Annotated in this window: 18 protein-coding genes and 1 tRNA gene; 9 read left to right on the plus strand and 10 right to left on the minus strand. The window is 64.8% G+C overall.

What is annotated here, in order from left to right; all coding sequences use genetic code 11:
• Window position 1: 1 nt before the first annotated feature.
• The 5 genes from J2R99_RS03595 to J2R99_RS03615 form a co-directional block, all read right to left on the minus strand.
• Window positions 2–799, minus strand: a complete 798-nt coding sequence (locus J2R99_RS03595; RefSeq protein WP_307153117.1) for an SDR family NAD(P)-dependent oxidoreductase — start codon at window positions 797–799, stop codon at window positions 2–4.
• A gap of 129 nt (window positions 800–928) precedes the next feature.
• Window positions 929–1,462 carry a hypothetical protein gene (locus J2R99_RS03600; RefSeq protein ID WP_307153118.1) on the minus strand — a complete coding sequence of 178 codons (534 nt, stop codon included), beginning with the start codon at window positions 1,460–1,462 and terminating at the stop codon, window positions 929–931.
• Between the two features lie 22 nt (window positions 1,463–1,484).
• Window positions 1,485–2,858: a glycolate oxidase subunit GlcF gene (glcF, locus tag J2R99_RS03605; protein WP_307153119.1), complete on the minus strand. Its 1,374-nt coding sequence runs from the start codon at window positions 2,856–2,858 to the stop codon at window positions 1,485–1,487.
• A gap of 2 nt (window positions 2,859–2,860) precedes the next feature.
• Window positions 2,861–4,066, minus strand: coding sequence for a glycolate oxidase subunit GlcE (glcE, locus tag J2R99_RS03610; protein ID WP_307153120.1), 1,206 nt, complete (start codon window positions 4,064–4,066; stop codon window positions 2,861–2,863).
• A gap of 14 nt (window positions 4,067–4,080) precedes the next feature.
• On the minus strand, window positions 4,081–5,574 hold the full coding sequence (locus J2R99_RS03615; RefSeq protein ID WP_307153121.1) for an FAD-linked oxidase C-terminal domain-containing protein: 1,494 nt from the start codon (window positions 5,572–5,574) through the stop codon (window positions 4,081–4,083).
• Window positions 5,575–5,768: 194 nt separating this feature from the next.
• On the opposite strand from J2R99_RS03615, the gene J2R99_RS03620 reads away from it, so the two are divergent.
• The 4 genes from J2R99_RS03620 (at window position 5,769) to J2R99_RS03635 (ending at window position 9,486) form a co-directional block, all read left to right on the plus strand.
• Entirely contained in the window at window positions 5,769–6,206 is a 438-nt protein-coding gene (locus J2R99_RS03620) for a c-type cytochrome (RefSeq protein ID WP_128292311.1), read from the plus strand.
• A gap of 379 nt (window positions 6,207–6,585) precedes the next feature.
• Window positions 6,586–7,371, plus strand: coding sequence for a (Fe-S)-binding protein (locus J2R99_RS03625; protein ID WP_307153122.1), 786 nt, complete (start codon window positions 6,586–6,588; stop codon window positions 7,369–7,371).
• Window positions 7,368–8,786 (plus strand): LutB/LldF family L-lactate oxidation iron-sulfur protein, encoded by a 1,419-nt coding sequence (locus J2R99_RS03630; RefSeq protein WP_307153123.1) that lies wholly within the window; start codon window positions 7,368–7,370, stop codon window positions 8,784–8,786. The genes J2R99_RS03625 and J2R99_RS03630 overlap by 4 nt, the downstream gene beginning before the upstream one ends.
• 22 nt (window positions 8,787–8,808) lie before the next feature.
• Window positions 8,809–9,486, plus strand: a complete 678-nt coding sequence (locus tag J2R99_RS03635; protein WP_307153124.1) for a LutC/YkgG family protein — start codon at window positions 8,809–8,811, stop codon at window positions 9,484–9,486.
• A gap of 11 nt (window positions 9,487–9,497) precedes the next feature.
• On the opposite strand, the gene J2R99_RS03640 is transcribed toward J2R99_RS03635, so the two are convergent.
• Entirely contained in the window at window positions 9,498–10,064 is a 567-nt protein-coding gene (locus J2R99_RS03640; protein WP_307153125.1) for a hypothetical protein, read from the minus strand.
• Between the two features lie 107 nt (window positions 10,065–10,171).
• A complete protein-coding gene (xseA, locus tag J2R99_RS03645) occupies window positions 10,172–11,779 on the minus strand; it encodes an exodeoxyribonuclease VII large subunit (protein ID WP_307153126.1) in 1,608 nt (535 codons plus the stop codon).
• Between the two features lie 65 nt (window positions 11,780–11,844).
• On the opposite strand from xseA, the gene J2R99_RS03650 reads away from it, so the two are divergent.
• A complete protein-coding gene (locus J2R99_RS03650) occupies window positions 11,845–12,600 on the plus strand; it encodes a 16S rRNA (uracil(1498)-N(3))-methyltransferase (RefSeq protein ID WP_307154126.1) in 756 nt (251 codons plus the stop codon).
• A 37-nt stretch (window positions 12,601–12,637) separates the two neighbouring features.
• Here the strand turns inward: J2R99_RS03650 and J2R99_RS03655 are convergent, their stop codons facing one another.
• Window positions 12,638–13,222: a hypothetical protein gene (locus J2R99_RS03655; RefSeq protein WP_307153127.1), complete on the minus strand. Its 585-nt coding sequence runs from the start codon at window positions 13,220–13,222 to the stop codon at window positions 12,638–12,640.
• Between the two features lie 171 nt (window positions 13,223–13,393).
• Here J2R99_RS03655 and J2R99_RS03660 point away from each other — a divergent pair, with 171 nt between their 5' ends.
• A complete protein-coding gene (locus tag J2R99_RS03660; RefSeq protein WP_307153128.1) occupies window positions 13,394–14,767 on the plus strand; it encodes a glutamate--cysteine ligase in 1,374 nt (457 codons plus the stop codon).
• Between the two features lie 896 nt (window positions 14,768–15,663).
• Window positions 15,664–16,230 carry a GGDEF domain-containing protein gene (locus tag J2R99_RS17745; protein ID WP_370872321.1) on the plus strand — a complete coding sequence of 189 codons (567 nt, stop codon included), beginning with the start codon at window positions 15,664–15,666 and terminating at the stop codon, window positions 16,228–16,230.
• 20 nt (window positions 16,231–16,250) lie between these two features.
• On the opposite strand, the gene J2R99_RS03670 is transcribed toward J2R99_RS17745, so the two are convergent.
• A complete protein-coding gene (locus J2R99_RS03670; protein WP_307153130.1) occupies window positions 16,251–19,643 on the minus strand; it encodes a histidine kinase dimerization/phospho-acceptor domain-containing protein in 3,393 nt (1,130 codons plus the stop codon).
• Between the two features lie 248 nt (window positions 19,644–19,891).
• On the opposite strand from J2R99_RS03670, the gene J2R99_RS03675 reads away from it, so the two are divergent.
• A complete protein-coding gene (locus J2R99_RS03675; RefSeq protein WP_307153131.1) occupies window positions 19,892–20,434 on the plus strand; it encodes a phasin family protein in 543 nt (180 codons plus the stop codon).
• A 550-nt stretch (window positions 20,435–20,984) separates the two neighbouring features.
• Window positions 20,985–21,061 (plus strand) — tRNA-His (locus J2R99_RS03680).
• 261 nt (window positions 21,062–21,322) lie between these two features.
• Here J2R99_RS03680 and J2R99_RS03685 read toward each other — a convergent pair.
• On the minus strand, window positions 21,323–22,885 hold the full coding sequence (locus J2R99_RS03685; RefSeq protein ID WP_442476017.1) for a cobyric acid synthase: 1,563 nt from the start codon (window positions 22,883–22,885) through the stop codon (window positions 21,323–21,325).
• Window positions 22,886–22,949 lie beyond the last annotated feature (64 nt).

Consider the following 22,949-nt stretch of genomic DNA (forward strand, 5'->3'; position numbering starts at 1 on the left):
CTCACGTCTGCACGGATTGCACCGAACCGCCGTCGACGCGCAAATTCGAGCCGTTGATGAACGAGCCGCGCTCGGAGGCAAGAAGCGCAATAGCCGCGGCCACCTCCGACGCTTGCCCCCGGCGTTTCAAGGCAATCCCCGGCCGCTCTTCATCGAGAAAGCTCTGAATGGCTTCCTCGAAAGAGACACCGAGCTTCTCGGCGCGCTGTTTCATCATGCCGTCGGTCATCGGCGTCTCGATGAAGGCGGGCGCGACGGTGTTGCAGAGGATGCCGTTCTTCGCCTCCTGATAAGAGATGTTCTTGACGAAGGCCGAGAGCGCGGCCTTCGCGGCATTGTACGTGGCTTCTTCCCAATAGGGCTGCACGGCGTTTTCCGAGGTCACGCAGATGAAGCGTCCCCATTTCGCTTCGCGCATGCCGGGCAAAGTCGCCCGCGCCACACGCACCGCCGACATGAAATCGATGTCCCAGGCCTCCTGGTAATCCTCATCGCTCATGTCGAGGGGATCACCCTTGGCCCCTGTCACGCCTGCGGCATGCACGACGATATCGATCTTGCCGAAGCGCTCGCGCCCGGCGGCGGCGAGAGCATCCACGGCCTTCTGGTCGGTGACATCGGCTGCCATGCACAACACGTCGGTCGGCAGGCGCTTCGCCTCCTCTTCGAGCGTGTCGATGCGAAGGTCGGAAAGCACGAGCTTCGCGCCCTCCTCCGCCAGGAGCCGCGCCGTTTCAAAGCCGATGCCGCCACGTGCGCCGGTAATCAGGGCGACACGATCTGAGATTTGAAGATCCATCAGGATGCTTGCTCCCTTCCGTCGAGTGTTCATGGAATTCACTCGGGGAACGGACCCGGGCTTCCTTTGGTTTCGCGGCACATATCAGCCGGCAGAGGGATGCAGGGCTCACACGCGGCGACGCCGCGTCTATGCCTCTTCGAGACAACGGAAAAAGCGTGCCGTCTCACCGTCGGGACGCGTCAGCGTCAGCGCCCCCGTCTCATCGAGCATCAGCCCGAACTCCTCCGTCGAGCCGCTCCCCTCCTGCTCGCCGCAGGCCGCCGTCACATCGAGACGATCCTCAGACGGACTTCTAAGATCGAGGAAACGGCAGGAACGGTCCCCGTCCTTCAGACCGCCCCGCTCGATACGCAACGGCACCTCTCCGCCGTTTCGCGCCTGACAGCTCTTATCGGTCGGCGCCCAGCGGCCGGTCAGCCGCATGAGCAGGCTCATCGCCCGCTCGGGATCATTCGTCTCGCTTTTCGGCGAAGGCTGCGCATCGGGAACACTGTCTTTCGGAAGCGTCGGCGCGGGTGTTTCCTGCGCCTGCCCGCCGGGGTCCGGCTGCGGCGGAGCGCTCTGCCCATGGGCGCGCTCCATCGGCAGAAGCGGCACGGCGAGCACGAGGCCGAGCCCGAGCGCAAGCGTAGCGCCCGCGGCTTTTCGATGGAACGTCATTGCGCCCTCCTTTCGACCGCCGTTACGAGACGGCAAGCGGTCTTTCAGAAGACGAAGCGGCTTTGCTCCGCGTTGGTTCCAGCGCATACTCGGCAAAGGCTTCCGGCGGCGGGCCACCATGCGCCCAATCGAGGAGCTCGACAGTGTGGAGAACCGGAATCTCCATCGCCGAGCCGATCTGCGTGATGCAGCCGATATTGCCGGTCGCCACAACTTCAGGCGCAACGCTTTCGATATTCGCCGCCTTGCGGTCGCGCAGCCTCGCCGCGATCTCCGGCTCCAGAATGTTGTAGGTGCCGGCCGAGCCGCAGCAGAGGTGCCCTTCGGGGATGGCAAGAACGTCGAAGCCGGCCTCTGCCAGGAGCGCGCGCGGCTCCTTCACCACCTTCTGGCCATGCTGTAGCGAACAGGCGGCATGGTAGGCGACCTTGAGACCGGTTCGGCGACGCGGCGCGGGCAGATCGAGACGGGCGAGATATTCGCTGATGTCGAGAGCAAGAGCCGCGACGCGTTCCGCCTTCTCGCGATAGGCGGGCTCCCCCATCAAGAGATGCGCGTAATCCTTGATCGTCGTGCCGCAGCCCGACGTCGTCACGAGGATGGCATCGAGCCCCTCACCGTCGATCTCGCGCAGCCAGGCGTCGATATTGGCGCGCGCCATCGGCAAGGCTTTTTCGTCCTGCCCCATATGGTGGACGAGCCCGCCACAGCAGCCCTCGCCCTTCGGCAGCACGACTTCGATGCCGAGACGGGTGAGAAGCCGGATCGTGGCGGCGTTGATGCCCGGATCGAGCACCGATTGGGCGCAGCCCGTCAAAAGCGCCACGCGCCCCTTTCTCGCTCCATGGGCCGGGAAGGAATGCCCCGTCTCCGACGCCTGGATTTTCGCAGGCAGGTGCTTGGGCGCCAGGCGCAGCATCATGGCAAGCCGGTCGAATGGCCGCCCCATGCGGGCGAGCAGCGGCGCCAGGGGCCGGCCATAGCGGGCGGTGACGAGAGCTGCCCGCATTCTCGCCGGATAAGGCATGACATGCGCCAGAACGGCCCGCAGCGCCCGATCGTGCCAGGGCCTGCGATAGGTCTCTTCGATATGCCGCCGCCCCTGATCGAGGAGGTGCATGTAATCGACCCCGGACGGACAGGTCGTCATGCAGGAAAAGCAGGAGAGACAACGATCGATATGGAGCGCGACCTCCGCCGTCGCCGGCTTCTCCGCCTCCAGCATATCCTTGATGAGATAGATGCGCCCGCGCGGACTATCGAGCTCGTTGCCGAGTTCGACATAGGTCGGGCAGGTGGCGAGGCAGAAGCCGCAATGCACGCATTTGCGCAGAATGGCATCGGCTTCCTCGATGCGCGGATCGGCGAGCTGCTGAAGGGTGAAGGAGGTTTGCAAGATCAGCTCCCCATCCGGCCGGGATTGAGAATTCCCTGCGGATCGAAATTCTCTTTCAGCCGCCGCGACAAGGCGGCGAGCGGGGCCGGCTGCGGTTCGAAGGGCGAAATGCCCGTGCGCAGAGCCGCCGAGCCGCGGATGAGCGTCGCATGCCCGCCGCCGACCGCCCTGATCGCCCGCCGGATGGTGCCTTCGGCGGCATCTTCCGCGCCGCTCGCAACCTCGATCCAGACGCGACCGCCGGCCCAATCGAAGAAGTAGCTGAGAGGTTCGTTCACGAGCCTGGCCATCAACGCGGCACCGGCGCGTGGCGCAACGCTGACGCGCCAGAGCGGCCCGCTGCGGCCGCCAAAGGGCAAGCAGTCGCGGATCGCGCGCCAGAAGTTTTCCGATTGCGGCACGTCGAGCGTTTCCACCGCACCGCGGTCCCGCATCATGCCGTTGAGCGCCTCGCTGCGATAAGAGACGGATGAGGGAAAGCCTTCCAGCCTGAGCGCGGTGACGGAGCTTTCGACGCTAAGACCACAGGACCGCGCCATCCCTTTCGGCAGATGCGCCGCGCCCGAGACTTCGTGCGAAGAGCCCATGGCTTCGGCCATCGCTGCGCAGGCCATGTCGTCCGAGAGGCCGAGGACGAGCACGGTGGCGATGCGCTCCGGCCGTGGCAGCACCTTGAAGGTGAGATCGGTGACGACGGCAAGCGTCCCCCAGGAGCCGGCAAGCCCCTTGGAGAGATCGTAGCCGGTAACGTTCTTGACCACGCGCCCGCCCGCCTTGAAGGCCTCGCCGCGGCCCGAGACGGCGGAAAGCCCGAGAATATGGTCGCGCGCGGCGCCCGCCTTGATGCGGCGCGGGCCGGCGAGGTTGGCCGCGAGCACACCGCCCAGCGTTCCCGTCCCCGGCTCCAACCCGAAAATAGGGCCGTAATCCATCGGCTCGAAGGCGAGTTCCTGATTGGCATCCGCCAGGAGTTTTTCGATTTCGGCAAGCGGCGTGCCGGCCTTGGCGGAGAAGACGAGCTCGTCCGGCTCGTAAAGGGTGACGCCGGACAAAGCAGCGAGATTGAGCGTGTATTCCGCCTGGACCGGGCGGCCGATGCCGCGCTTGGATCCATGTCCAAGGATCTCGAGCGGCACTTGTTCGGCGGCCGCCCAGCGGACGACATCGAGCACGGATTGATCGTTATCGGGGCGAAGCGTTTCGGCCATGGGGTGAGAAAATCTCAGAAGCGGGGAATGTCGGGAAAGGGAAGCTGGCCCTTATGCACATGCATGCGGCTGAGCTCGGCGCATTGGTGCAGTTCCGGAAACACCTTGCCGGGATTGAGAAGCTGGCGGGCATCGAAGGCGCATTTCACCCGCTCCTGCTGGGCGAGATCCGCTTCGTTGAACATCTCGCCCATGAGGTCGCGCTTCTCCACGCCGACGCCGTGTTCGCCGGTCAAGACGCCGCCCACCTCCACGCAGAGTTTCAGGATCGCAGAGCCGAAAGCCTCCGCCCGCTCCAGCTGATCGCTGTCGTTGGCATCATAGAGAATGAGCGGATGCAGGTTGCCGTCGCCGGCATGAAAGACATTGGCGACCCGCAGATCGAATTCCGTCTCCATCTCCTTCATGCGGTGCAGAACCTTCGGCAGGGCTTTGCGCGGGATCGTGCCGTCCATGCAGTAATAATCGGGGGAGATGCGGCCGACGGCGGGAAACGCCGCCTTGCGTCCGGCCCAGAAATTGGCGCGCTCCTCTTCCGACTGCGAGACGCGGATATTGGCGGCATTGTTGTCGCGCGCGATCGCCTCGACCCGCTCGATCAGCTCGTGCACCTCCTCGCCCGGACCATCGAGTTCGACGATCAGGAGCGCCTCGACATCGAGAGGATAGCCGGCATGCACGAAATCTTCCGCGGCCTGGATCGCCAGGCTATCCATCATCTCCATGCCGCCTGGAATGATGCCGGCGCCGATGATGTCGCCGACGCAGCGCCCGGCATCCTCGTTCGTCGGGAAGCCGAGGAGAAGCGCCCGCGCCGTCTCCGGCGAGCGCAGAATCCGTACCGTCACCTCGGTCACGACACCGAGAAGCCCTTCCGAGCCCGTCATCAAGCCGAGGAAGTCGTAGCCTTCGCTGTCGAGATGCTTGCCGCCGAGACGGATGATCTCGCCGGTGATCAGCACCATTTCCAGCCCGAGCACGTTGTTCGTGGTGAGCCCGTATTTCAGACAATGCACGCCGCCGGAATTTTCCGCGACATTGCCGCCGATCGAACAGGCGATCTGCGAGGACGGGTCGGGCGCGTAATAGAAGCCGCGATGCTCGACTGCTCTCGTGATGGCGAGATTGGTGACACCCGGCTGCACCACGGCCGCACGGTTTTCGAAATCGACTTCGAGAACCTTGTTGAACCGCGACATGACGAGAAGAACGCCGTCTGCCAGCGGCAGGGCGCCGCCGGAGAGCGAGGTGCCGGAACCGCGCGGGACGACGCGGATCTCGTTGTCGTAGCAATAGCGCAGCACGCGCTGCACCTGCTCGACAGTCTCCGGCAGCACGACGATCATCGGCATCTGGCGATAGGCGGTGAGACCATCTGTCTCGAATGGCCGCATTCCATCAGGATCCGTGATGACCCCCTCGCCCGGAACGATGCGAGAGAGAGCCTTGGCGATCTCCCCACGGCGCGCCAGAATCTCGGCCTTCGGGCCGGGCATCGCCACACTCATTGAGCCTCCCTGCTCTTTTGTCTTGGCCTTCTTGCGAGGCTCGCCGATTATCGTTCAGCGTTTCATCTCAAGCAACCATAGCGCGATGTCGCATTGCCAAACCAGAAATTCCTCCCCCTTGTGTGGCGCGAAGCCCTGTGCTCCATTCCCCTACCTTGGAATGAGTCAAGCTTTGACATAACAAGGAGTGTCCAATGATTAGGATTTCGGCTGCTGCCCTTGGCATTGCTGCCATCCTTGCCGCGGGCAGTGCGTATGCTCAGGACGACCTCGTCGCGGCCGGTGAGAAGGTCTACAAGCAGTGCCACGCCTGCCACTCGGTCGGTGAAGGCGCCAAAAACCGGGTCGGCCCCGAGCAGAACAACCTGTTCGGCCGTGTCGCTGGCTCGTTGCCTGACTTCCGTTATTCCGACGCGATGAAAAGCGCCGGCGAGAATGGTCTCGTCTGGACCGAGAAGTCCCTGCACGAGTACCTGAAGAACCCGCGCGCTTATGTGCCGAAGACGAAGATGATCTTCGCCGGCCTCAAGAAGCCCGAAGACATTGACGCGGTGGTTGCCTATCTGAAGACGTTCGATACGGACGGCATGCCGGATCCGGACGCCAGCACGTACACCCCGCCCAACGGCTAATCGGGCGCAAGCGCCTTTTTTCGTGACGACCCGCCGCTCGAGAGGGCGGCGGGCGTTTTTTCGTGGTCCGTTTGCCGCTCGCGGCGCATTCCGCGCAACGCCTGCATTTTTGCGGCTCGACGCTTCTGGCACGCGTATCGGCGAGCGGGGATTTTGTGGCGTTCCCGGCTAAAACACTTCCGCTAAGCCTGTGCGCTCGTCGCGAACCGGCACCCCCGAGCGGTCAAAGTCAGCGCCACAAGGTTGTTGATCTCGCTGTGGCGGCGGACCTAAGTTGCGTGTTCGGGCTTCCGACTGACCGGCCCTGCCGCCAGACCCGGAGCCATCGGAGCCAGCCGAGGGCATGACGCACACCGCTCGGCCGCAGAGGATTGAGCGCTTGTCGCCAGAAAACACCGAACATACGACAGCTTCGAAGCCGCGCGTCGGTCTCTTCGCCACCTGCCTCGTCGATCTCTTCCGCCCGCAAGTCGGCTTTGCCGCGATCAAGCTGATCGAAGCGTCCGGCTGCCGCGTCGAAGTTCCGGAAAACCAGACCTGCTGCGGCCAGCCCGCCTACAATTCCGGCGACCGCGGTGATGCCGCCGCCATCGCCCAACAGGTCATCGCGACCTTCGAAGGCTACGATTACGTCGTGGTTCCTTCCGGCTCGTGCGCCGCGATGATCGCCCGCCACTATCCGGAGCTTTTCGACGACGCCGATTGGGCGCGGCGCGCGACCGCGCTTTCTGCCAAGACTTTTGAGCTCACCGCCTTCCTCTATGACGTCATGGGATTGCGCGACGTCGAGGCGGCATTCGCAGGCAACGTCACCTATCACGACGCCTGCTCGGGCCTGCGCGAACTCAATGTGCGCGATCAGCCACGCGAGCTGTTGAAAACCGTCGACGGCCTCGCCTTCACCGAACTCAAGGACGCCGATGTCTGCTGCGGCTTCGGCGGCACCTTCTGCGTCAAATATCCCGAGATCTCCAACGCCATCGTGACGAAGAAGACGGCCGCGATCGCGGGGTCCGAAGCCGACACGCTGGTTGCCGGCGATCTCGGCTGCCTCATGAACATGGCCGGCAAGCTGCAGCGCGAGGGCAAGCATGTGCATGCACGCCATGTGGCCGAAGTGCTCGCCGGCATGGCCGACGGCCCGGCGATCGGCGAGGCGGAATGAGCGCGCCCTTCCTTTCCCAGGCGTTCAAGGAAAACGCCGTCGACGCGCTCGCCAATGTCGAGCTGCAGCGCGCGCTCGGGCATGTCGAACGCGGCTTCATCCAGAAGCGCCAGAAGGCGGTCGACGCCCTTCCGGAATTCGATGCGCTGCGCCACGAAGCGCGTGCCATCAAGGACCATACGCTTGCGCATCTCGACCTCTATCTGGAGGCCTTCGAGGGCAAGGCGCGCCAGGCCGGGGCGGAGGTGCATTGGGCGGAGACGGCGGCAGACGCCCGCGAGGCTGTGCTTTCCATCTGCCGCAGGGTGGGCGCCAAGACCGTCACCAAGGGCAAATCGATGATCTCCGAGGAGATCGGCCTCAACGCCTTTCTGGAGAAGAGCGAGATCAAGCCGATCGAGACCGATCTCGGCGAGTACATCATTCAGCTGCGCGGCGAGCCGCCTTCCCACATCATCGCCCCCGCCGTGCATGTGAACCGCGACCAGGTGGAAGCGGATTTCCGCCGCGTGCACACGCATCTCGATCCGAAGCGTGATCTCGCCGATCCGGTGTCGCTGCTCTCTGAGGCGCGCGCCACCTTGCGCGACATGTTCCTTGCCGCCGATGTCGGCATCACCGGGGCCAATTTCCTGGTGGCGGAAACCGGCAGCTCCATCATCGTCACCAATGAGGGCAATGGCGACCTCACGCAGATCCTGCCGCGGGTGCATATCGTCCTCGCCTCGATCGAGAAGGTGGTGCCGACGCTCGAAGACGTATCGACGCTCCTGCGCGTTCTGGCGCGCTCCGCAACCGGCCAGGAACTCTCCGTCTACACGACGTTCTCCACGGGCCGGAAGCGGCCGGGCGACGAGGACGGCCCGGAGGAGACGCATGTCATCCTCCTCGACAATGGCCGCTCCGAAATGCTCGCCAACGAGTTCCGCGAGATGCTGCGCTGCATCCGCTGCGGCGCCTGCATGAACCATTGCCCGATCTATCATGCGATCGGCGGCCATGCTTATGGCGCGACCTATGTCGGCCCCATGGGCGCGGTGCTGGCGCCGGGCCTCTTCGGGCTCGAAAACACGGCGAACCTGCCCAATGCCTCGACCTTCTGCGGACGCTGCGAGAGCGTCTGCCCGGTCGAAATCCCTTTGCCGAAACTGATGCGGCATTGGCGCGAGCGCGAATATGAGCGGCATCTGAAGCCGGCCACGGAACGAAACGGTCTGCGCATCTGGGCCTTTCTCGCCCGGCGGCCGAAACTCTACCGGCTCGTCACTCGCATCGGGCTGAAGACGCTTCACCCGTTCGGGCGCCGCCGCGGGCGCTTCTCGTCGCTGCCGCTCGCGGGCGGCTGGACCAGCCATCGCGACATGCCGGCCCCGGCGAAAACGAGCTTCATCGATCAGTGGAAGGCCCGCTCGTGACGACGACGGGAGAGACAACCTCATGAGCCAGCGCGAAACCGTGCTCGGCAAGATCCGGCGCGGCCTTGCCTCCGGCAAGACGGCGGAAGCGCGCCGCGATGCCGTCTCCCAGCGCCTCGGCCAGCATCTGGCAAACACCGTGCCGGCCCGCGGCCGTATCGATCAAAAGGCACGCCTCGATCTCTTCGCGAAGATGGCCGAGAAAGTCTCCGCCACGGTGGAGCGGGTCGCCTCGGCGGCGGATCTTCCAGAGACGGTCGCGGAATATCTGCGTGCCCGCAACCTCCCATCCGACCTCCGGATGGGCGCCGACCGGCGTCTTGCCGATCTCCCCTGGGAAAGGGTCCCGCAGCTTGAAGTGAAGCACGGGCCCTCCGACGGTCGCGACCATGTCGGTCTCAGCCATGCGTTCGGCGGGGCAGCGGAAACCGGGACGCTCTTCCTTCTCTCCGGGCCGGACAATCCGACGACGCTGAATTTCCTGCCGGATCACCATCTCGTCGTGGTGCGCGCCTCCGACATCGTCGGCGATTACGAAACCTTGTGGAGCCGCCTGCGCGAGAATTCCGGCGACGACGTTCTGCCGCGTACGGTCAACCTCATCACCGGCCCGTCACGTTCCGCCGATATCGAGCAGACCCTGCTTCTCGGCGCCCACGGGCCGCGTGCCCTTCACATCCTCATCGTCGAAGACGCCTGAGCGCGTCCGCCTTACCGGGATACGTCGGGATTGATGATTTCGGCGGGCTCCGGCTCGCCATTGGTGCGATCGGGCTGTGAGCTTTCGGGTTCGACCTGCCGGTCACGAGGCTCGCGCGCATCTGAACCCGTATCGAGATCGCCCGGAACCGGCAGCGGCTCGACCGAACCGTTCGCAGGGCTCTCCGGCGATGTCTCAGAGGGGGCTGGCATGGTCTCCGATCGTCCTGGCGACGCGGGAGGTGTGGTCTCCGGTTCGGTCGAGGACGGTGCATTCATCGGCGGAGCCGTCTCCGGCGCGGGTGCGGGAGATGGCGCGGGAGCCTCTTCCCGGATCTGCGGCTCGGGCGCTGGCGTGCTCCCATTCTCTTCCGGGGAACGGAAGCGAACGGTCGGATAAGAGAACGTCGCCTTTTTCCAGACGATCTCGAAGCCGCCGAGATCGAACTCGTATTTCGGCGCCTGGCCCTCGTCGACTTCGACGGAAGGCAGCCGGCCTTCCTGTGTCTGACGGATGTCGACCATGAAATAGGCGGCGATGGCGAGCAGGATGACGATAACAACGAGGAAGAAGCGCATGGGTCTCGGGAGGTTCGCCGCGGGACGTTGCGGCTCGTTTCACGGCTAAAATGGCGTCGCGGCCGATCGGTTCCGGCTGCGCGATCTGTCGGCTCACATGTCGCGGCTCAGAAGAGACTGCCCTGCGCCTTGGGAGCGGGCTTCGCCTTCGCCGATCTCTTTGTTGCCGTCGCCTTCTCACTTGGCGGGCTCTCGGATGGGCTTCCTGCCGCAGGCGTCGGTGTGCCACCTTCGCCGGCAACGACCGGACGGCGCCCGTCCTGGAACTCCACCTCGTAGGCGGCGCCGGTGCGCATCGCGTCGGCCCGCGTCACCGTGTGACCGGAGGCGTCGTGAATGACGGCATAGCCGCGTCCGAGAACGGATTTGTAGGAGAGGGTCTCAAGCAGCCGGCAGGCATTGTCGTAGCGCTCCTGGCGCGCCGTCGCGGCCCGGCGAAACACCTCCGCGTGGCGTGCGGTCGCCGCGAGGCGCTCACGCTCCACCCTCAGCATGCGCTGAAGCGTTTCGGGGCGCAGCCTTGCGGCACGCACGAGATCGCGCCGCGCCGAAGCGCGCACAGCGCTCGCCGAGCGCTCCATGCGGCCGGCGAGATCGGCAAGCCGTTCGCGCCGGCGGCGAAGATCGGCGCGCAGGCTGTCGCCGGTGAGGCGCGCGCCGACACGCAGATAGGCCTGCTCCTTGAAGCGGCGGTGCTGAGCGAGCCCGCGCAGCAGTCGACCGCCCGTCTCGTCGAGCCGGTGGCGCGGCAGAGCGAGAAGCTCGTTGAGCGAAGGCATGGCGCGGGCAGCACCCGTCAGATCGCGCCGGAGAGAGGCCGCAAGCCGCTGCCAGGCGCCTTCCTGGCGGGCCGCCAAATCGGCGATGCCGGCGACGAGTTCGGCACGCACCGGCACGGCGATCTCGGCTGCACCCGTCGGCGTCGGCGCACGCCGGTCGGAGGCGAGATCGATGAGCGTCCAGTCGGTTTCGTGGCCGACGGCGGAAATCACCGGAATGCCGCTCTCGGCGACGGCCCGCACGGCGATCTCCTCGTTGAAGGCCCACAAATCCTCGATCGATCCGCCGCCGCGGGCGACGATCAACAGGTCCGGGCGGGGCGTCGGGCCACCGGCTTCGATCCGGTTGAAGCCGCGGACGGCGGCCGCCACTTCCTCGGCCGCGCCGTCGCCCTGAACGCGCACCGGCCAGACCAGCACTCGGCGCGGAAAACGCTCACGCAGACGATGCAGGATGTCGCGGATGACGGCGCCCGTCGGCGAGGTGACGACGCCGATCACCTTCGGCAGATAGGGGAGCGGCTGCTTCTTCGCCTCGTCGAAAAGCCCTTCGGCGGCGAGCGCCTTCCTGCGCTCCTCCAACAGCGCCATCAGCGCGCCGGCACCGGCCGGTTCCAGGCTCTCCACCACGAGCTGATAATTGGAGCGGCGCGGATAGGTGGTGATTTTGCCGGTCGCCACCATCTCCAAGCCTTCCTCCGGCTTGAACTTCAGCCGCTGGAAGGTCGAGCGCCAGACGACGACGTCGAGAGAGGCGCTTTGATCCTTGAGCGTGAAATAGCAATGGCCTGAACCGTGCGGACCACGGTAACCGGAGACTTCGCCGCGCACGCGCACATGCTCGTAATTTTCCTCAAGCGTACGCTTCAGGGCGAAAGCGAGATCGGCGACCGTATATTCGGCGACGTTGGAGACTTCGACGGGGGATGCGGGCATAACCCAGTCTTGACGGAGCAAGAGCCGCGCTTCAAGCGCGTTTTCGAAAGAACGCCGGGAGAGCGATCATGGCCTACGATTTCATCACAAAGCGCCTTTTCGTGGAGGAGCCGCTTCAAGCCGGTGGCTCGATCCCACTGACGGCCGAGCAGGCCAATTATCTCCTCAACGTCCTGCGCCTCGACAACGGGGCGCCCGTGCTTCTCTTCAACGGACAAGACGGCGAATGGCGTTCAAAGGTCGTCAAGGCGGGCAAGAAAACGGGCCGCCTCGAGGTGGAGGAGCAGACGCGGGCGCAAACACCCAAAAGCGACCTCACCTATCTGTTCGCACCGCTCAAACAGGCGCGGCTCGACTATCTGGCGCAGAAGGCCGTCGAGATGGGCGTCGGCCGGCTCGTGCCGGTGATCACGCAGTTCACGCAGGTACGGCAGGTCAAGACCGCACGGATTGCCGCCAATGCGCTGGAAGCCGCCGAACAATGCGGCATCCTCAATCTGCCGGAGGTGGAGGAGGCCAAAGGCCTGGCGGAGGCCATCGAGGCGCTGGAACCCGACCGCCGGCTGATCTTTTGCGATGAACGCCACGAGGGCGATCCGCTCGCGGCGCTTAGTGCTCTGAAGGGGGAGAGGCTTGCGCTTCTCATCGGGCCGGAAGGCGGGTTTTCGGATGCGGAACGGAGCGCCATCTCGGCCAGGCCGCAAACGCTGACGATCTCGCTCGGACCGCGCATCTTGCGCGCCGATACCGCCGCCGTCGCAGCCCTTGCACTTCTTCAGGCCGCGGCCGGCGACTGGCGCCAAACCTCACCAGATCAATAAGCGATCGCCCTTATCCCTCAATTGTCGACGAGAGCGCTCAATTGTTGACGAGGGCGAGATCCGTCACCGGCTGGACCGTGCCGCCGGCACCGACCTTGTCGCTGACGAGCACGCGCAACTCGCCCGCACCATTGTTGGTGATGGTCATCGCGGCTTCCGTGTCGCCCATCACGTCCTTCGGCCAGACGAGCGCGAATCTGATCGTGTCGCCGCTGCGCTTGCCGCTCATGACCGCGGTGCCGACCTTGGAGCCCTTGTAGGTGCCGCGATAAAGCCCGCTTGCGGGCTCGTAGACGACGTTGACGCGGACATCGCGCGTGAAAATCGCAAAGGCCCGGCATTTGCCCGCAATGCTGATGGTGTTTTCGGCCCCCTCGCCGCTCAAAGAACAGCGGATATTGGTCGGACCCGACGTCTCGTTGCGGATGACCATGCCGCCGCCTTTCCAGGCGCCGTCGAAGCGCTCGATGAAGTCGGCCTCGGCCGCATGAGCAGCGGACGCGGCGAGAAGAGCGGCCATCAAGGCGGTGCCAATCAGGGCGGCCCTGGTCAGGGCGGCTCCGATCGGAGCGGCACCGTTGAGGGCGGCGCTGAAAACGTGGCGATAAATCGGCTGGCTCATGATCAAACTCCGACTTGGCAGTCATGCGCCCCTTGCGTCACTTTAGAACGCTTTCGCCATTGGCAAAAGCACGCTCTCGCCCGACATGCGGAAAAGGCTTTGAAAGGCGCCTTTGGCCTTACTATGGTCGCGCCGCCGACAGCCTGACGGCCGCATTCAAAGAAAGATCCGATGGCCCGCGACACAGCGAACGACAACCCGATTGAAAACCGCGACCAGCTGGTCTTCTCGATCGAAAAGGGCGTCAAGCCGCGCCAGCAATGGAAGATCGGCACCGAACACGAGAAGGTGCCGTTCTATCGTGACGGCAACCGGCCGGTGCCCTATCACGGCGAAAAGGGTATCGAGGCGGTCCTCAAGGGGATGGAAACCCTGCTCGGCTGGGAGCCCATCTACGACGGCGAGAACATCATCGGACTTGGTGATCCGACCGGCGGCGGGGCGATTTCGCTGGAGCCGGGCGGCCAGTTCGAGCTCTCCGGAGCGCCGCTTCCCAACATCCATCGCACCTGCCGGGAAACGCACGCACATCTCGCCCAGGTGCGCGAAGTGGCGGAGCCCCTCGGCATCGGTTTTCTCGGCATCGGCATGGCTCCGAAACAGTCGCGCGCAGCGACTCCGATCATGCCCAAGCAGCGCTACCGCATCATGGCCGACTACATGCCGAAGGTGGGCGGCAAGGGCCTCGACATGATGCTGAGAACGACCACCATCCAGGTCAATCTCGACTTCTCGTCGGAAGCCGACATGGTGCGCAAGATGCGCGTCGGCCTCGCGCTGCAGCCCATCGCCACCGCTCTCTTCGCCAATTCGCCGTTCACCGAGGGCCGGCCCAACGGCTTTCTCTCCTACCGCGCCGAAATCTGGCGCGACACGGACCGCAACCGGACGGGTCTCCTGCCTTTCGCGTTCGAAAAAGGCTTCGGCTTCGAGCGTTATGTCGATTGGGCGCTCGACGTGCCGATGTATTTCATCATCCGCGGCGGGCGTTACGTCGACATGACCCACACGACCTTCCGGCAGTTCCTGAAAGAACCGAAAGTCGACGACATCGGCGAGGTCACCCCCTCGATGGGCGACTGGCTCAATCACCTGTCGACGCTTTTCCCCGATGTCCGGCTGAAGACGTTTCTCGAAATGCGCGGTGCAGACGGCGGTCCGACGCGGCGCATCTGCGCCCTGCCCGCGTTCTGGACGGGCATCCTCTATGATGACGACGCGCTCGCGGCCGCCGAATCTCTCACCTACGACTGGAGCGAGGCGGAGCGGGAAGCCCTGCGCAACCATGTGCCGAAGACCGGCCTTGCGACGCCGTTCCGCCGCGAGACCGTCCTCGACATCGCCAAACGCGCCGTCGCCATCTCCCGAACCGGCCTGAAACACCGCAATCAAATGAGCGCCGGCGGTTTCAACGAAGCGGAATATCTCGCTCCGCTTGAAGAAACGCTCGCCCTGAAGCGGACGCCGGCCGAAGAACTGCTCGCGCAATATCGCACGCGCTGGGGCAATTCGGTCGAACCGCTCTTTTCGGAATATGCCTATTGAGGCTGCCGCTCACGCGATGAGCTGCCCTCGCCCCTCGCGATAAAGGCTGAAGCCGAGGCACAGCCCTTCTTGCCGCCCTGCCCCACAGGCAAGGCAGGGGCAAGGTTTGTCTGGGATCATTCAAATAAAGAAGAGCCAGATCGCACCTGGGTGGGCTCACCCGGCGCCGGCTTTTCGGTTTGTTTCTTGGGATATCCCAGAGGCTTATCCTACATCCGCAGGCCATCACATCCAGGACGCAGGGACCTGCCCCAAAGAAAGGCGTAGAGGCGAAAGCCGCTGTCATGCAGCTCGATCTCACCACGATCTCCATTGTCTCGGCTTTCTGCGCAGCAATCTGTGGCCTCCTTTTGATTCTCGCGCGCTGCCAGTATCCCGAGGCGAAGTTCGTCTGGTGGTGGATTGCCTCGAACGTCGCTTTCGTCGTGGCCTCGCTGCTTCTCTCGCGCTGCCAAGACCATGGCCTGCTCCACCAGATCTCGTTTGCAATGATGACTTTTCATCCCGCTTTGATCTGGACTTCGACGCGGATGAACGGCGCGCATCTCGTCACCTCGCTTGTCATTTTCGCGGGCCCGGCATTCGTCGCTCTTGCGGCCTTCGCCTCCTCCGAGAGCCGCCTGCTTACGAGCGGCACCGCCCATGCCTTCGTCGGCAGCGCCTATCTGCTCGCAACCGCATATTCCATCGTCTTTCACCCGGCGCAGCCAAAGGTGCCTGCACGCTTTCCACTTGCCGGACTGTGCCTCCTGCATGCCTTGGCGCTGGGGTTTGCGTTACCGGTTCTTTCTCGTCTCTCCGACGCCTCCCCATCGACCGTTCACGCGGCCGCCGAGTTGCTGCAATTTGAGGCGCTGCTCTTCATTCTCGGCAGCACGATCTTCGTGACCGCTGCGATGCGGGAAAGCCGCGAAGCCGATCAGAGGGTGAAGGCAGAGACGGACGAACTCACCGGCATTCTCAACCGCCGAGGTTTTCTGGATCGGGCAGAGCGCGCCTTGAAACGCTGCAGGAAAGACGGCACGCCGTGTGCGGTCGCTCTCTTCGATCTCGACTACTTCAAAGAAATCAACGACACCTACGGCCATGCCACGGGCGACAGCGCGCTCAGAGCCTTTATCGAGACGGCACAGCGCTCCATGCGTTCCAACGACCTCTTCGGCCGCGTCGGCGGCGAGGAATTCGCTGCTCTCTTTCCTGGAGCCGACGCGCCTGCGGCCCTCTCGCTCGCCGATCGGATCCGCCAAAGCTGGATACGGTCGGGGCGCAAGATCGACGGCTGCGACGTCAACAGCACCATGAGCGGGGGTGTCGTCGCGCTTCATGACGACCAGTCCCTGGAAGAGCTTCTGGCTCTCGCCGATCAGGGGCTTTATCTGGCGAAGAAAGCCGGGCGCAATCGCATCGAGCTCGCGACAAACGACAAGCCCGCGCCGCCGACCTCCCAGACCTGTCTGGCCTGAAGTCCGCGCAGGATCGCCCCTTACTCGAACAGCACCCGGGTTGCCGGGAACGCCACTTCCGCGATCGTCCCCTCGCCGCGTGCGCTCTTCAAAACGAACTGCGCACGGTTCGCCTCCACCAGCGCCTTCGTCAGCGGCAGACCGAGACCGGAGCCGGTGCCCGTGCCGATCGCCGAGGTGATGATCTGGCGGAACGGCTCCATCGCCCGCGCAAGCTCGCTCTCGCTCATGCCGCCACCATTGTCGCGCATGCGCAAGACCACTTCGCCGTTCTCCTCAAGCCTGGTGGAGAGGATCACCTGCCCGCCCGCATCGGTATATTTCACCGAGTTGGAGAGCAGGTTCAAAAGGATCTGGCGCAGCGTGCGCGCGTCGGCGACGACGGAAGGCAGGTCGGGCGCAAGGCTCGTGCGGATGATCACCCGATGGCGGCCCGCCTGCGGCTGCATCAGCGAGACGGTCTCGCGCGCCAACGTATTGAGATCGACAGCGGAAAAATCAAGGTCGAGCTTGCCCGCCTCGACCCGGGCGATGTCGAGCAGATCGTTGACGAGGCTGACGACATGTTCGGAAGAGGCGCGGATATCGCGCAGATATTCTCTATAGCGCTGGTTTTCGATCGGCCCGAAACGCTCCTCCACCATCAATTCGGCAAAGCCGATGATCGCATTGAGCGGCGTGCGGATCTCATGGCTGATGCGGGCGAGGAAATCGGATTTCTGGCTTGAGGCCCGCTCCGCTTCGGCGCGCGCCTCCTGGAGCCGCGTCTCTGTCTCCTTCCACTGCGTGATGTCGCGCAGAACCGCACAGAAGCGCGGGCGCTCGCCGCTGCCCACCTGTCCGAAAGTCATGAATAGCGGGATCGGCCCGCCTTTGGTCCGCCCCAAAACCTCGCGGCCTTCGTTGAGAAGGCTCTTGATGCCGGCGACCCTCAAGCTCTCCAAATAGGCTTCGGCCTCCACCCGGCTTTCTTGTTCCAAAAGCTCGGTGAAGGAATTGCCGACCACCGCATCGGCTTCGAGGCCGAAAAGCGCCTCGGCGCTGCGGTTGAGACTTTCGACGCGGCCTTCCGCATCAAGCACGATGACGCCGTCGAGCGCGGTGTCCAGAATCGCCTGAAGTTCCCCCACCTTGGAGGAGAGAACCGCATTGGAAAGCGTGATCGGAGCCTCGACCGGCGCGGCGTCTTCGGATGCATTGTCTTCGGACGTGGTCTCGACGACCGTCTCTGGCACTTCCGTCGACGGGCTTTCCGAATCCTGCCTCGCCTCGAGGGACGCGAAATCGTCGCCCTCCGCCTCTGTCGGCTCCTCGGCCGGCGCACCCTCTTCGGACGGCTCGATCTCCGAACCGCTCGCCTCAGCCTCGTCAGCGGCCTCTTGCTGCCGCTCCTTGAGGCCGTCGCGGCGCTCCTCGATCGGCGAACCGCTCGAGGGCTGCAGATCCGTCACACGGGCGCCGAGCGCGGAGGCGATCGTCTCGAAGGCGCGCTTTTCCTGCGTCGACAGGCGCGACCATTCCGGCAGGCGTTCGACGTCTGAGCGGATCGGCACGACATTGTCGTTGGGCGGAGCCTCGCCCTCGCGCTCATGCCTGCCCGCCGGCGTCTCCTCCGTCTCGGCCCCTTCCGGAAAACGCAGATCGAAGGCTTCCGCCTTCAAGGCCTCGGCCGGGCGCAGAACGCCAAAACCACGGAAGCCCTGAAACGCCCGGTCGGCATCGAAGACCGGAAGGGCGGTGAGCTCGGTCGGAATGCGAATGTCGCCAGCCTCCGACGGCCACCAGGCGGTGAGCCCGCTCCAGGTGTCGCGTGCGTGAAAAGCTTTTGCCACGCGACCGGTCGGATCAAGCCGCAGGCGCGCAGCCGCATCGTCCCAGGTTTCGCCGACGACCTCGGAATTGCGCCCGACGAGCTGGGTCAGTCCCTGCGAGACGAAAAGGATGCGATGCGAGGCATCACTCTGCCACAGAAAACGCACGGACACCGGACGGGTGAGCGTGGCGACGGGCGCCGGCTCTGGGGCCGCCTCGTCTCCCTCACCCGCTGCGGGCTTTTCCTCGGCCACCACTGGCTCGCCCGCCTCTTCCTCGTCCGGCTCTTGCTCGCCCGTATCGTCCTCGGCCGCCTCTTCCCGCGCCGGCTCATCCTCGGGCCGTCCGTCCGCGGCTGACACCTCGGCGACCTCCTCCGTTTCAGGAGAGCCCTCGTCGGAAGACGCGGGCGCGGGTTCCGCTTCAGCCTTAGCTTCGGACAGCGCGTCGGGCGCAGACGCCTCGTCGGCGACCGCATTCTCGGCCACGAAAGGGGCACCCTCGCATTCCGGGCGTGCCTCTCCGGCGCTGTGTTTCTCCGGATCGTAGGTGGTGAGACGATCGGCGATCCAGGCCGGCAGCGCACGCCGCACCGCTTCCGTCAGATCCGTCTCCTCGTCATGCGTGCGTGCGCCATCGTCAGGCGCGCCATCGTGAGATCCGTCGGCATGAGATCCGGCGGCGTGAGATCCGGCGGCGCGAGATCCGGCGGCGCCCGTCTCTTCGGGGTCTGATTCTCCAGGGGCAGGATCCGCAGCGGATGGCTCCTCGCGCTCCAGCCTTTCCTCGTCGGCCACAGGTGCCTCGGGATCTCTCATCTCCACGATCTCCCCGTGCTCGTCATCATTCGCCGGGACATCGGGGGCCTGAACATCAGAGGGCAGGGTATCAGAGGGCTGAATATCGGGCGCTGCAACGTCGGTCGCCGGTCTTTCGAGGGCATTGGGGTCGCCTCGTCCCGTGGCCGGCTCGTCCAGCTCCTGCGGCAGCCCTGCCGCGCCACCGCCCGCCTCAACGGGTCCGAAATCGCTCTCAAGGTCGATGACGGCGAGACAGGTCTCGCTCGCAACGGGAATGAGACTGGCTTGGCGGAGCCTCGCCTCATGAGGCCAGTCGGCGACAAGCTGCGGCTTGCCGGCGGAAAACGTGCGCCCCTCAAGTTCGGAGGCTTCGACGAGGCGCGCCGCAACCCCGTCGCCGGAGAAGAAGGCCGGCATGCGGGCCAGGTTCGGCGCATGCCCGGCTGCGATCGCCACCGCCAGGAGGCCCCGCTCGCCGCCGATCACGACGCGCTGGCACTGGCAGACGACAGGCACGGCGCCGAAGCCGCGCCCGAGACGCAGCCGCCCGAGAGAGCCCGTCTCGCCGGCGGTCTTCGCCAGCATGCGGATGTCGCGCTTCAGCGGCTCGGCCGATCCGAGGCCAAGGGTGAGCGCGTCTTTGGCGGTGCCGCAGCCGAGACGCTCGGCAGCCGCCGGATTGAGCCAGCCGAGCCGATTGTCGTCGAGGCGGAAGAACATGGCAGGACGCGCGTCGCTCACAAGCGCCGCCAGGCGCTCGTCCGCCATCGCCTCCACCAGGCCCCTGCCCTCCGATTGCATGATTTCCGTAATCTCCGCGACTCGCCTTGGTTAAAAATAGGTAACCGGAGTTGAAAAAGAATCGCAGGCCTGGAGCGCGTCGCAAAGTCCGTTTTTCTTAAGGATGGTTAACGGTTGAAAACTTCAGCCGCAGGCGGGCCTCATATGCTGCAGCGCAATAATTTGTTGCGTTGCACAAAACTTTCCCTATATACTCTCCAGAAGCCTGAGGGGGGAGCAACCCAGGCAGAAGTGGAAGGAGATCTTAGATGTCCAGTGAGCACGAATTCAATCAGGCTGGTGAAAAGGCTTTTGATGAGGCAGCGGCAACCGCGCAGGATGCGGCCAATACTGCCGATCGCGCGTTTCAGGACGCCACCGAGAAGCTGACGGAAATGTTCGGCATGACGCAGATGCAGATGCCCGAAGCTTTCCGGGCCATGACGGAACGTTCTTTGGCGAGCGCGCGGGAGAATTACGCCCGTCTCAAAGCTGCTGCCGAGGAGTCCACGGACGTGATGGAAGATACTGTGGAAAACGCCCGCGAGGGTCTCCTGCAGGTCCAGTTCGCGGCTCTTGACAACGCCAAGGCCAACACGGATGCGGCATTCGACCATGCTCGCCAGATGCTCGGCGTCACTTCGTTCGCCGACGCGATCCAGCTTCAGAGCGCCTTTATGCGGGCGCGCTTCGAAGCGCTGATGGATCAGGGCAACGGCATGCGCGACCTTCTCACCAAGGTCACCGAGGACACGTCTCGCCCGGCCCGCACGGCGGCGAAGAAGAACCTCGACAAAGTCACGAGCCACTGAGCTTTCGTGACCAGAAAATAGGACCTGCGACGCCACCCTGCAGAGGCGGCGCGCGTCACCAACGAGCCCGGCAGTTTGCCGGGCTTTTTTTTGTGCCGAACAGGATCCCCGGCTCCAGCACATCCCCGGTTCTCGCGCATTTCCAGGGGCCGCGCGGAGGAGGGTTCGAAACTGCACCTGCCCGAAGCGGCACCCGCGACAAAGCCGGCACGATAAAGCCTCGGCGCAAAAGGCGGCCAGACGCCCCACCCGTCTGGCGCCCTCAACCCCCGAGGGGCACTCTGACGCAAGGCAGCGAAACGGCGGCTTTCATGCCCTTGCATGCGGCCGCGGAAGCGCGGCAGCGACACCTCACGGCGAGGCCGTCGGAGCACCCATGCGACGGCGCCGCGGCGGACTTTCTTCTCCGCCCCCTTCCCTTGGCGGCGCTCCTCGGTTAAGCGGTGCCGCAGAGGCGGGGAATCGCAAGCTGGCGCGCCAGGTTATGGCCCACCGACGCTTGAAATCTCCGGCGCGGAACACTAGGGTCCGCACCGCCTCACCAGGACATGCGAACGTAGCTCAGTTGGTTAGAGCGTCGGATTGTGGCTCCGAAGGTCGGTGGTTCGAATCCACCCGTTCGTACCAGTTTTCTTCATAAAATCAGCGAATTGACCGGGCACTGGAAACAGCGTGCCGGGCGCAGTTCGCCCAAAATGCCAAATCCCACCAAGATCCGACCAACCTCCAGAAAGTTGCCGAGGCGAGATCCCGGGGCGCCTTTCGGGGCTTGGCAGACGGCGGGGCCAGCATCCTCGTGCATGTTCATCCGGCTCGTCTCCGAGGCCCTGACGCTTGACAACCTCAGCGGCCCGGGTCGGAGCCGGACGAACGATTGATAGCTTACGGCTAGCGGGCCAGCATCAGCAGCGCATCGAGATCGAGATTGGCCTCGCAATGATCGGCGAGCGCCTCCAGCGATGCTTCCACCCTTGCCTCGAAATCGAGCTCGGAAGCGCAGCCACCGACCTGCCTGAGCCAATGGGCGCGGAAAGTGTTGGAGCCGAAGATGCCGTGCAGATAGGTTCCGGCAACCCGCCAGTCGGGCGAGATCGCGCCTTCCGCGCGTAGACTGCCACGCGGCTCGCGCAGATGAAGCCATGGCCTCTCAAGGCCGGGGCCGCTGGTGCGGCCCATATGCATCTCGTAGCCGGTGATGCGGCAGCCGCTCGTCTCTTCGCCCACATCCAGCTCGACGAGCCGCTTCTCGCCACCGATCACGGTCTCGATGTCCAGGAGCCCAAGGCCGGGCGTTTCTCCTGCAGGCCCCTCGATGCCTTCGGGATCGCGCACGACGCGCCCCAGCATCTGGAAGCCGGCGCAGATGCCGAGCACCCGCCCGCCCTTACGGACATGCGCCAAAATATCGACATCCCAGCCCTCGCGCCGCACCACGTCGAGATCGGCACGTGTCACCTTGGAGCCGGGCAGGATGACGACATCAGTCTCAGCCGGGATCGGTGAGCCCGGATTGACGAAGCGAAGATTGACCCCCGGCTCGGCGGACAAGGGATCGAGATCGTCGAAATTGGCAATGCGCGAAAAGCGCGGCACGGCGATGTTGAGACCGCTGCCGCGGCGCTCGGGCGGGCGTTCGAGGGCGAGCGAATCCTCGGCCGGCAGGCGATCCGCCTGTTCGAACCAGCGCATCACACCGAGACACGGCCACCCGGTCTTCTCTGTGATCGTCTTCATGCCCGGCTCGAAAATCGTCAGGTCGCCGCGAAACTTGTTGATGAGATAGCCGACGACCCGTCCCCGATCAGACAGATCGAGGAGTTCGTGACTGCCGACGATGGCGGCCATGGTGCCGCCACGATCGATGTCGGACAGGAAGACGACCGGTAGATCCGCCTGTTCCGCCAGGCGCATATTGGTGATGTCGGAAGCCCTCAGATATACTTCTGCGCCGCTCCCGGCGCCTTCGACCAGCACGAGGTCCGCCTCGCGCGTCAGACGGTTGAAGCTGTCGAGCACGGCGGGCATGAGCTGCTGGCGCATCCGGTGATAGGTCTTCGCCGGACAATTGCCGAGGGATCTTCCACGCAAGACGACCTGCGAGCCGACACCGCTCTGCGGTTTCAACAGGACAGGGTTCATATGGATCGACGGTGCCGCCCGGCAGGCCCGCGCCTGAAGCGCCTGGGCGCGGCCGATCTCGCCGCGCGGCGCAAAGCCGTCGGGACCGGGAGGCAACTCGCTGTCGTCGGCGACGGCGGCATTGTTGCTCATGTTCTGCGCCTTGAAGGGGCGGACGACGAGGCCTCGGCGCGTGTAGGCGCGACAGAGGCCAGCAACGAGCATGCTCTTGCCGACATCGGAGGACGTCCCCTGGATCATCAGGGCGCGCGCACGACGCGGCATCCCCTCCGGTGCCAGCGAAAACTCGACCGGCGCGAGGCTCTCTTCCATGGCCATCACCGTGCCGCAGGCGAAGTCGCACAGGCTCTGCGCTGGCTGGGCTTCCACTCGAGGC

The sequence above is a fragment of the Rhodopseudomonas julia genome (genome assembly GCF_030813515.1).
In the GTDB taxonomy this organism is placed as follows: domain Bacteria; phylum Pseudomonadota; class Alphaproteobacteria; order Rhizobiales; family Afifellaceae; genus Afifella; species Afifella julia.

Bases quoted from the DNA above. Each gene is read 5' to 3' on its own strand.
- J2R99_RS03595 (WP_307153117.1), bottom strand. From the start codon at position 799: ATGGATCTTCAAATCTCAGATCGTGTCGCCCTGATTACCGGCGCACGT.
- J2R99_RS17745 (WP_370872321.1), top strand. From the start codon at position 15,664: ATGCGGGAAAGCCGCGAAGCCGATCAGAGGGTGAAGGCAGAGACGGAC.
- J2R99_RS03635 (WP_307153124.1), top strand. From the start codon at position 8,809: ATGAGCCAGCGCGAAACCGTGCTCGGCAAGATCCGGCGCGGCCTTGCC.
- glcE (WP_307153120.1), bottom strand. From the start codon at position 4,066: ATGGCCGAAACGCTTCGCCCCGATAACGATCAATCCGTGCTCGATGTC.
- J2R99_RS03615 (WP_307153121.1), bottom strand. From the start codon at position 5,574: ATGAGTGTGGCGATGCCCGGCCCGAAGGCCGAGATTCTGGCGCGCCGT.
- J2R99_RS03600 (WP_307153118.1), bottom strand. From the start codon at position 1,462: ATGACGTTCCATCGAAAAGCCGCGGGCGCTACGCTTGCGCTCGGGCTC.
- J2R99_RS03675 (WP_307153131.1), top strand. From the start codon at position 19,892: ATGTCCAGTGAGCACGAATTCAATCAGGCTGGTGAAAAGGCTTTTGAT.
- J2R99_RS03655 (WP_307153127.1), bottom strand. From the start codon at position 13,222: ATGAGCCAGCCGATTTATCGCCACGTTTTCAGCGCCGCCCTCAACGGT.
- J2R99_RS03660 (WP_307153128.1), top strand. From the start codon at position 13,394: ATGGCCCGCGACACAGCGAACGACAACCCGATTGAAAACCGCGACCAG.
- J2R99_RS03640 (WP_307153125.1), bottom strand. From the start codon at position 10,064: ATGCGCTTCTTCCTCGTTGTTATCGTCATCCTGCTCGCCATCGCCGCC.
- J2R99_RS03630 (WP_307153123.1), top strand. From the start codon at position 7,368: ATGAGCGCGCCCTTCCTTTCCCAGGCGTTCAAGGAAAACGCCGTCGAC.
- J2R99_RS03670 (WP_307153130.1), bottom strand. From the start codon at position 19,643: ATGCAATCGGAGGGCAGGGGCCTGGTGGAGGCGATGGCGGACGAGCGC.
- J2R99_RS03620 (WP_128292311.1), top strand. From the start codon at position 5,769: ATGATTAGGATTTCGGCTGCTGCCCTTGGCATTGCTGCCATCCTTGCC.
- J2R99_RS03685 (WP_442476017.1), bottom strand. From the start codon at position 22,885: ATGGAAGAGAGCCTCGCGCCGGTCGAGTTTTCGCTGGCACCGGAGGGG.
- xseA (WP_307153126.1), bottom strand. From the start codon at position 11,779: ATGCCCGCATCCCCCGTCGAAGTCTCCAACGTCGCCGAATATACGGTC.